General features: G+C 65.4%; 7 protein-coding genes. 6 read left to right on the top strand and 1 reads right to left on the bottom strand.

Annotation, left to right across the window (positions count from 1 at the left end; genetic code table 11):
• A partial coding sequence (locus tag A3728_RS06990) for an NAD(P)/FAD-dependent oxidoreductase (RefSeq protein WP_150120677.1) occupies positions 1-1,027 on the bottom strand: 1,027 nt, incomplete at its 3' end.
• Positions 1,028-1,286: 259 nt separating this feature from the next.
• Between A3728_RS06990 and A3728_RS06995 the strand changes: the two genes are divergently transcribed.
• From A3728_RS06995 to A3728_RS07020, 6 genes are all read left to right on the top strand, one after another.
• Positions 1,287-1,829: a sigma-70 family RNA polymerase sigma factor gene (locus A3728_RS06995; RefSeq protein ID WP_067921516.1), complete on the top strand. Its 543-nt coding sequence runs from the start codon at positions 1,287-1,289 to the stop codon at positions 1,827-1,829.
• Positions 1,826-2,527 carry an anti-sigma factor gene (locus A3728_RS07000; protein ID WP_067921517.1) on the top strand — a complete coding sequence of 234 codons (702 nt, stop codon included), beginning with the start codon at positions 1,826-1,828 and terminating at the stop codon, positions 2,525-2,527. Before A3728_RS06995 ends, A3728_RS07000 begins: the two co-directional genes overlap by 4 nt.
• A 246-nt stretch (positions 2,528-2,773) precedes the next feature.
• Positions 2,774-3,262 carry a peptide-methionine (R)-S-oxide reductase MsrB gene (gene msrB / locus A3728_RS07005; protein ID WP_067921521.1) on the top strand — a complete coding sequence of 163 codons (489 nt, stop codon included), beginning with the start codon at positions 2,774-2,776 and terminating at the stop codon, positions 3,260-3,262.
• On the top strand, positions 3,259-3,627 hold the full coding sequence (locus tag A3728_RS07010; RefSeq protein WP_236628193.1) for a DoxX family membrane protein: 369 nt from the start codon (positions 3,259-3,261) through the stop codon (positions 3,625-3,627). Before msrB ends, A3728_RS07010 begins: the two co-directional genes overlap by 4 nt.
• 84 nt (positions 3,628-3,711) lie before the next feature.
• A complete protein-coding gene (locus A3728_RS07015) occupies positions 3,712-4,692 on the top strand; it encodes a membrane dipeptidase (RefSeq protein WP_067921523.1) in 981 nt (326 codons plus the stop codon).
• Positions 4,689-6,356 carry a hypothetical protein gene (locus A3728_RS07020; protein ID WP_067921524.1) on the top strand — a complete coding sequence of 556 codons (1,668 nt, stop codon included), beginning with the start codon at positions 4,689-4,691 and terminating at the stop codon, positions 6,354-6,356. The genes A3728_RS07015 and A3728_RS07020 overlap by 4 nt, the downstream gene beginning before the upstream one ends.
• The last annotated feature ends 155 nt before the right edge of the window (positions 6,357-6,511 follow it).

Raw genomic sequence — 6,511 nt, forward strand, 5'->3', positions numbered from 1 at the left:
CCAGGATCGCGTTCTGATCGAGCTTGTTGTAGGCATAATGCCCCACCCAGGCGTTGATCACCTTGACCCGTTCGAAGGCGGGCACGCGGGTGGCGATCACGGGCCAGACCTTGTCCTCCCACAAGTCGTGGTCAAAGGCGAAATCGTCATAGGCAATGTCGGGGTCGTCGTCGGGCGGGCATCCGGCGAGGTAGTATCGCCCGTCTGTGCGCATGTGCACGCCCGAGGGGTCGATCGTCAGCGGCAGGTCGCGGTCCAGCGGTTCGGCGGCGTCGAAGATATAGGTATAGCGCCGCCGGGGCGCCACCGGCAGGTCGATCCCCGCCATCGCGGCAGTGGCCTTTGCCCGGGGACCGGAGGCGTTGACCACCGTGCCGCAGGCGATCCGGCCCGCGCCCTTCAGGGTCACGGCATCGACGTTGGTTCCGCCTTCGTTCAATTCCATCGCTACCACCTCGTCATGGACGTATTCCACCCCATTGCGACGGGCCATCCGGCGGAACCAGTCGAACATGGTGCCGCCGTCAAAATAGCCTTCGTCGATCAGGTTGTGGTTCCCGGCGAGGATGCCATCGAGGTTGTAGAACGGATAGGCTTCCGCGATCTCGTCGCGGCTCATGTGGCGTGTACCTGCGCCCAGTGATTGCTGTATCTGCTGCGCCTCGCGCAGCACTTCCGCAAATTCCGGCGTATCGGCGAGATACATGTAGCCATAGCTTTGCAGGGCCAGTTCCGGCACCTCCGGATCGCCGCCCATGAACTCGCGGAAATTGCGGATGAACTTCGCCCCGAACTGGGACACCCGGATGTTGGTGGCGTTTGAAAACTGCTGCCGGATGCAGCTGTTGGTATGGCTGGTGGAGGCGAATTCGTAAGTCGGGTCCCGTTCCACCACCAGCACCTTGCCGTCAAAGCCGGGCATCCGGGTCAGCCACCACGCCACGGCGGAGCCGTACATGGCACCGCCCACGATCACCACGTCATAGCTGTTGTGCCGCGGCGGCGCGGCCATGCCCTTGTCCGACATCTGGTTTCGGTCCTTCCCATGCTCCGGGCGGCCCCGCGCCGGGCTTTGCAGTAGTCGCGCAGCGACCGCTTTCCGGTCGGAGCCTAGACCGGCCCCTCGGCCAAAGCCAAGCTCTGTGCACGGGCGCGCGCCGATTTTCTGTGCTTCTGCGGGCCGGGGTGTTTCGGGATCGTTTGACATCTCCATCCGGGACCGCAATTCTCGGGCGAGCCGCGCGGGACGTCGCGGAGAGACCGGGGAACCGAGGAGCCGCAGGCCGATGGACCGCGAGGAAATCGAAAGACTGATAGGCCGCGTGGCGCTGAAGGACCGGGCGGCCTTCGAAGGGCTCTACGACCGGGTCAGCGCGAAACTCTTCGGGGTCTGCCTGCGTGTTTTGAATAACCGCGCCGCAGCAGAGGACGCCATGCAGGATTCCTTCGTCAAAATCTGGAACAACGCCGATCGCTACAGCGCGAACGGCCTGTCCCCCATGACGTGGCTCATCACGATTGCGCGCAATACCTCCATCGACCGGCTGCGCGCGCAGCGCAGCGGTCATAGGGATGTGAACGCGCCGGGGTTCGAACTTCCGGCGCCCGGCCCGGGGCCAGAGGAAAGCGCCATCGCGGCGTCCGAAGCGGCGAAACTGGCGGGATGCCTCGACAGTCTGGAGGCCGACCGCGGCGCCGCCGTGCGCGGGGCCTACCTTGACGGGCGCAGCTATGCCGATCTTGCAGAGCAGTTCGGCATACCGCTCAACACCATGCGGACATGGCTGCGGCGGGGTCTTATCGCGCTGCGCGAGTGCATGAGCCTATGAGCGATACGGCACAATTCCACCGCGAAGACGACCTGCTGGCCGCCGAATACGTGCTGGGCCTGCTGGAAGGCGATCTGCACGCGGATGCACGCCGCCGCGCGCAGGAGGACCGCGACTTCGCCGCCCGGGTGGCAGGCTGGCAGGAACGTTTCGCGGCATTGACGGACGATATCGCGCCTGTCGCGCCCTCCCGCAGGCAAAAGCGGGCGCTGCTGGCCACGCTCTTCCCCGAAGAGCAGCGGTCGGTGCTGCGCAGGCTGCGCCTTTGGCGCGGGGTGAGCGCGGCGGCGATGCTCCTTGCCGGGGTTCTCGGCATTATCCTGTGGCAGGATGCAAGCCGGGGACCGGTGCCGGGGGTGACGCCCGATGCGGTGCAGGTGGCGACGCTGACGGGCGAAGACAGCGATCTGCGTCTTCTGGCCGTGGCGGATGCGGCAGGCGACAGTCTGTCCATCCGGCAGGTGGCGGGGGGTCCTCCTCCCGGGCGGGTGCTGGAGCTTTGGGCGATCCTGCCCGATCAGGCCCCCATCTCCATGGGCCTGCTGGCAGAGGATCAGACGACCGTTCAGCTGCCCCCCGCTATGGCGGGCCAGTTGCCCAGCATTACATTTGCCGTCTCCGACGAACCGCCGGGCGGCGCGCCGGAAGGCCAGCCCACGGGCAGCGTCTTGGCGAGTGGTAGTTTCATCACGTTCTGATCACGAATGCGCGTGTAGGATGAAATCATCGTACGCGATGAAACTGTTAGTTAGGGTAATGCGTTAGCCTCACGAGGTAGAAGACCTCTCGGAACGCGGCTCGGTGTGCGACGGCACATGTGTTCGTTAACGCCGCTTCCGCAAAAAGTTTGTGATTATGGGTCGACCTGAGTTGACGATTTATTGGACCGGCGCGTGGCGCCGGTCCAAATTTGGGGACCCTCGCAAGGACGACGGGAGTAAACCATGTTGAGACGAGATTTCCTTCAAACCGCCGGCCTGGCGAGCGTCGGTCTGGGTTTCGGCACTGTCGCGATGGCCGAAGAGCCATTCGTTCCCGGTGTATTCGAAGTGCAGCGCACAGCCGATGAATGGCGTTCAAGGCTGACGAAGGCGGAATATGCCGTCATGCGCAACGGCGACACCGAACGCCCCTTTTCCAGCCCCCTGAACGAAGAGAAGCGGGCGGGGATTTTCCACTGCAAGGGGTGCGAACAGGCGCTCTATTCCTCCGAGACCAAATTCATGAGCGGCACCGGCTGGCCCAGCTTTACCGCCCCGCTCGACAACGCGGTGGAGACGATGCCGGACGATGGACTGTTCTCGCGCAGGACCGAGGTTCACTGTGACCGCTGCGGGAGCCATCTGGGCCATATCTTCGATGACGGCCCGCCCCCGACCGGCAAGCGCCACTGCATCAACGGGATCTCCCTGATCTTCCGCCCCGCTGCATGACACCGGCGGCCCTTGCGGGCATGATGTGGGCCGGGCGGACCTTGCTGGCGCTTCTGTTCATCGCGGGGGCGCTGCAAAAGGCCGTGGCGCCCGAAGCAGGCATGGCGCTGCTGACAGACCGTGGCCTGCCCGGGGTGCTGATCTGGCCCGCACTCGTCTATAATGCGCTTGCCGGGCTGGCGCTTTTGCTGGGCTTCTGGATCGGCCCGGTCGCGCTTTCGCTGGCTATTTACTGCATGATCACCAGTGTCTTTCACTTCCTGCCCGACGATCCGTGGCAGATGTCGATATTCGTGAAGAACTGGGCGATTGCCGGGGGGCTGCTGGTTCTCTCGGCGCATGAATACAGCCACCCCAGGGGCTGAAAAGACATCTGCGGCTTCGGCGGCGGATGTTTTCAGGTCGCATTGGTCATTGCCGAAAGAGACTTTCCGTTTCATCCTTCGGCCATGAAAGCGCCGCTGATCGACAACCTGCAATACGCGAAGTTTTCGCCCCGCATCTTTCGCCAGATGCGCGAAGGCGGGGTGGACGCCGTTCACGTGACCATCGCCTATCACGAGAACTTCCGTGAAATGGTGCTTAATCTCGAAGGCTGGAACCGCTGGTTCGAGATGCATCCAAAGCTCATCATGCGGGGGACCTGCGCCGGCGACGTGCGCCGCGCGCGGGAAACGGGCCGCACGGCGATCTTCTTCGGGTTCCAGAATCCCAGCCCCATCGGCGACGACATCGGGCTGGTGGAGATCTGTCATCAGCTTGGCGTGCGCTTCATGCAACTGACCTACAACAACCAGTCGCTGCTGGCGACGGGGTGCTACGAGGACGAGGATACCGGGCTGACCCGCATGGGCCGTCAGGTGGTGGCGGAGATGAACCGCGTGGGCATGGTGGTGGACATGTCCCATTCCGCCGAACGCTCCACGCTGGAGGCGATCGACCAGTCCGCCCGCCCCATCGCGATCACCCATGCCAATCCGGACTGGTGGCATCCCGCCCTGCGCAACAAATCCGACGAGGTGCTGCGGGCGCTGACCCGGGCCGGGGGGATGCTGGGTTTCTCGATCTATCCCCATCACCTGAAGGACGGTTCCGCCTGCACGCTGTCGTCTTTTTGCGAGATGGTCGCCGAAGCGGCGGACCGCTACGGGGCGGAGCACCTCGGCATCGGGAGCGACCTCTGTCAGGACCAGCCCGACAGCGTGGTGGAATGGATGCGCGTCGGGCGCTGGACCAAGGCGATGGATTACGGCGAGGGGACGGCAGACAAGGCGGGCTTTCCGCCCATGCCGTCGTGGTTCGCCAACAACCGCGATTTCGGCAATATCCGCCGGGGTCTGGTCGCCGTCGGCTTCGACGGAGGAGAGATCGACGGCATCATGGGCGGCAACTGGCTGCGCTTCTACGACGAAGGCTTCGGACCCGCATGAAGGACGCCGCCGAGATACCGGCGGAACCCGCCCCACAGGTCGCGCTGCGGCCCCCCGAACAGGTCATGCGGCTGGCCCGGATGGGGGCGATGTTTCCTTCCCGTCTGTCCTTTCTGCGCCGGTTGATCCGGCGCCTCGCGGCAGATCGGGTGCGGATCGAGCGACCGGTCTGGAACATGGATGCGGATGGCCATGGCCATGCCGTCTATAGCCTGAGGTTCGGTGGCCACGACTATGCGCTGGTCGCGGTCTCGACCGCGCTGCCGGACGATCAGCGGACCGACCGCGTGATCGCCACCGCCTGGGACAGCGCCTATGTCCTTTACGACGGCATCCCGTCTGCGGCGGAAATCGCCCGGATCGTCGCCGATGCCCCCCGGCAGGAGGCCGCGCGCTTTACCGAGCGGGACCTTGTGCTGAGCCGGGCCAACAAGTCGGTGCGCCTTTTTGCGCATGTGGTGCAATGCCTGCGCGAAGGCCGCCAGCCCGATCCGGCGATGCTGCGCAGCGTGGGCTACCTGATGCGAACCACTGCCGTCTACGGCAACGGCAAGTTCGGCATCGCGGACCGTAACGTGATCTGTGACCGCCCCGGGTTGGATGGTCCCTTTGCCGCGGAGATGCTGACCGTCTGGCTGATCCGGCATTTCACCCAAGACCTTGTCGAACATGTGGGCGGTGCCCCCCTGACACGAGAGGTCAGGCGGCATCTGGGCATCGGCAATGCCACCGGCCTTGGCATGGCGCCCTTTCTGGTGCGCCACCCCGTCCTGCTGAACAACTGGATGCTGGCCCGAGAAACAGCACTGGCCCGTGTGCGCGCGCAAAAAGATATCGCGTCCGCGCAGGCGGAACGGCTTCACGCGCTGGGCCTGCGTGCCGCGCGGCATCTGGCGGAATGGTCCGTGCCCGATCCCCGTCATCAGGCGCGGATCGTGCGGCTTCGGGCCGATTGGGAACAGGCGCGCCGATTGCTGACACCGGCCCGGCTGGGAGGGCGCCGCCCGCTGGACGCGGTGATGGGGGCGGTGGAGGCCCATACGCCGGAGGTGCAGGAACTCATGGTTTCGCTGCTGATGGAACCTTTCGGCGCGCTGGTAGACGATCTGGCCGAGAGCATGGCCGATACCAGCGGCGCCTTCTGCCCCCCGTTGCGCGACACCACAAGGCTGCGAGAGGAGATCGAGACGCGCTTCGGCTGGGCATTGGCGCCTGACTATGCGTCGCGCGCGGGCTGCGCACAGTTCTGGTACGTGTCACAGTCCAAACAGGAACCCCGCCTCGGCAACAGGTTCGAGGAACCGGGGGCGGAGCTTGAAAGCCCGCTCGACATCGGGCGGCAGGTGGCGGCGCTCTATCATGCGTTGCCCGCGACGGGCCGTTCGCTGGCGGCGTTCCTGCAAGAGCATCCCGAACACGCCTTTGCAGCGGGGCGCGTCACGCTGGCGGCCCGTTATCCGTATGCGGAGATCCACGACAACCTGATCGGCGCCGACTGTCTGCCCATCGACATGCTGCGCTGCAAACTGGCCTTTTTCGGCGCCGCCAAGTTCGACCCGAAGTCCGACCGCTGGACGCGGATCACCCTGTGCCAGGGTGCGCCGCTCGCCGATGAGTTGGACGCGGCGGCGGACGACTGGTGGCTGCCGGTGCAGCTTTCATGACCCATTCGATGAACGAATTCGCGGGGCTGGCCGCACAGGCGGCGGCGGGCGCGGGGGCCACGACGGCGCAGGCGGGCGCTTTCGGTGCGGCAGCCGCGCGGCATCTGGCGGCCGGGCGCGATGCGGCGGAACTGCGGGCGGCGCTCTCTGCCTTG

This window comes from Sulfitobacter sp. HI0040 (assembly GCF_001634885.1).
In the GTDB taxonomy this organism is placed as follows: domain Bacteria; phylum Pseudomonadota; class Alphaproteobacteria; order Rhodobacterales; family Rhodobacteraceae; genus Sulfitobacter.